The organism is Streptomyces jumonjinensis, assembly GCF_009600885.1.
Lineage (GTDB): Bacteria > Actinomycetota > Actinomycetes > Streptomycetales > Streptomycetaceae > Streptomyces > Streptomyces jumonjinensis.
Genome location: NZ_VCLA01000162.1, coordinates 20,192 through 22,524, shown reverse-complemented (window position 1 = coordinate 22,524; position 2,333 = coordinate 20,192). Strand labels below are relative to the sequence as shown.

Annotated in this window: 2 protein-coding genes; both read left to right on the top strand. The window is 66.8% G+C overall.

Features of this window, described 5'->3' with window-relative positions; translation table 11 throughout:
• The coding region (locus FF041_RS38095; protein ID WP_194292140.1) for a helicase associated domain-containing protein at positions 1-382 on the top strand (382 nt) is incomplete at its 5' end.
• A 538-nt stretch (positions 383-920) separates the two neighbouring features.
• The coding region (locus FF041_RS23465; protein WP_323392494.1) for an NB-ARC domain-containing protein at positions 921-2,333 on the top strand (1,413 nt) is incomplete at its 3' end.

Below are 2,333 nucleotides of genomic sequence, written 5' to 3'. Positions count from 1 at the left end.
CGGCACCTGGAGGTGGAGGCAGCAGGAACCGGGCACGTGGGCACAGCTGTCCGACGAACAGCAAGAACGGCTCACCGCACTCGGCATCAAGCCCGGCGGGATTCCGTCTCCCGCCCCGGCGGCGGGCAGTGCGAAGGGCCCGGGCAAGGCGCAGCAGGCATTCCGGCGGGGCCTGGCGGCCCTCGCACAGTGGATCGAGCGGGAAGGCGCGGACCGGCCGGTACCCCGCGGACACACCGAGAAGATCACCGTCGACGGCCAGACGGAACCAGTGACCGTGAAGCTCGGCGTAGGGATCTCCAACACCAAGTCGAGGCGGGACAAGCTCACCGCGGAACAGCGGGACGCCCTGCGCGTACTGGGCATGGAGTGGGCGGCATAGGCCGCAGCCGACCACTGAACCGCGCACCAGGCCCCGGGCAGAAAGCGCCCACCCGGATCTGTCCCTCCTCTGCGCAACGGCCTTGGACCCCTCCCGGTCTGCGCGAGACTTGGCGCAGCGCACCGCCTCCCGGTTGTGGCAAGCGATCACACCTGAACTGGGTTCCTGGCGGAAACGCGAGCACGTGAGGGGTGCCTGGCATCGGCATCGTGACGATCAGAAGGGGTGGGGCTTGAGACGTTTGGGGTGGAAGAGGATCGTGGGCGGCCCAGTCCTTGTGAGCGCGCTGGCGTACCTTGCATGGACAGTCCAGCGCGAGGGATGGGGCGCGGGGGACCCGGTCGCCAGCGTCATTGCGGGCGTCGCTGTTCTGGTCTCGGCGTTTATGATCCTGTTCGGCCGGCCTGCACCGGCGCCTGCGCCTGCTGCGCCTGGCCCTCCGGTCGTCCCGGACGGGTGGGTGGACCGGGCGGAGGCCGACCAGCTGGTCGCTGCTGTCCTTGCACGCACCCGCCGGCGCTGGCGAGGGGGTGATGCGGTGGCAATCACCGCCGGTCTGCATGGTGCGGGCGGGTTCGGTAAGACGACACTCGCCCGGTTTGCCGCCGCCCAGCCGAAGGTCCGCAAGAGATTCTCTGGCAGGATCTGGTTCATCACGATCGGGCGTGACGTAAGGGGCAGGGCTGCAATCGCAGCCAAGGTTGCCGCAGAGATGGCGCGTATCACCGGGGTAGAGTCCACAGCTGGCGACGATCCGGAACAAGCCGGCACTCAGCTGGGCAAGCTCCTTGCCTCGCTGCCGCGGACCCTCCTAGTGATCGACGACGTGTGGGAGCAAGAGCAGCTGCGGCCGTTCCTCATCGGTGCGGAACGGCAATGTGTACGCCTGATCACCACACGCAACCCGAGAGTGCTTCCCGCTCATGCCACGCCGATCACTGTCGACCGCATGACGTACGGGCAGGCCCGCCTGGTCCTGACGAAGGGATTGCCGCATCCTCCGGAGCACGCGGTGGTCGACGCCCTTGTCGAGGCGACCGGGCGATGGGTGCTTTTGCTGCGGATCGCCAACCGTGTGATGCGCGAGCAGCTGTCGACTGGGGCCGATGCGAATACTGTTGGTCGGCGTCTTCTGAACCAGCTTCGTGTGCACGGCCCTGCGGCGAGCGATCCTCAGAAGGATTTCGACCTCGACGACACCGACGAGCGGAACAGAGCTGTGCGAGCCAGTCTGACAGCCGCCACCGAACTCCTTCCTACCGAGGGGGAGCAGAGGTTCGCGGAGCTTGGAGTCTTCGCTGAAGACGAGTCCATCCCAATTGCGCTGGTAGCTCGCTTGTGGGAGGGGGTGGCCGGTCTCGACGAGACAACTGCGCGCAGCCTGTGTAGGCAGATGGCCGATCTGTCCCTGCTCAGTCTCGACTCCAGCGTCCCGGGTGGGACCGTGGCCCTGCACGACGTGATCCGCGACCATCTCCGGGCAGAGCTGTCGGCTCGCCTGCTGGTAGTGAATGCCGTTCTTCTCGACACCGTCACCTCTGCCGGGGAGGGTGGGCCCGAATGGTGGACGACAGCTCACGAGTACCTGCGGAACTACCTCATAGACCACCTGGTGGACGCGGAGCGCATCCAGGATGCGGTCACTGTGGCCACGGATTTCCGGTGGGTGCGCATGCGCTTGCACCATCACGGTCCCACCGCACCTCTTCGAGACCTCTTTCTGGTTCCTCATACTGATGCAGCCGCCCTCGCTTCCCATCTGGAACGTGCCGCGCACCTCCTCACCCCTACCGCACCACCCCAGGCCCTCGATGCTGTGCTGCGAAGCCGCGTTCCTGGAGGTGCGGCGTGGCTGGCGGCCGCCGACGGGATCTTGTCAGGGCCAGCACTCGTAGACCGGTGGACACCACCTGATCTGCCCAACTCTGCGCTCCTGCGGACCCTTACGCAT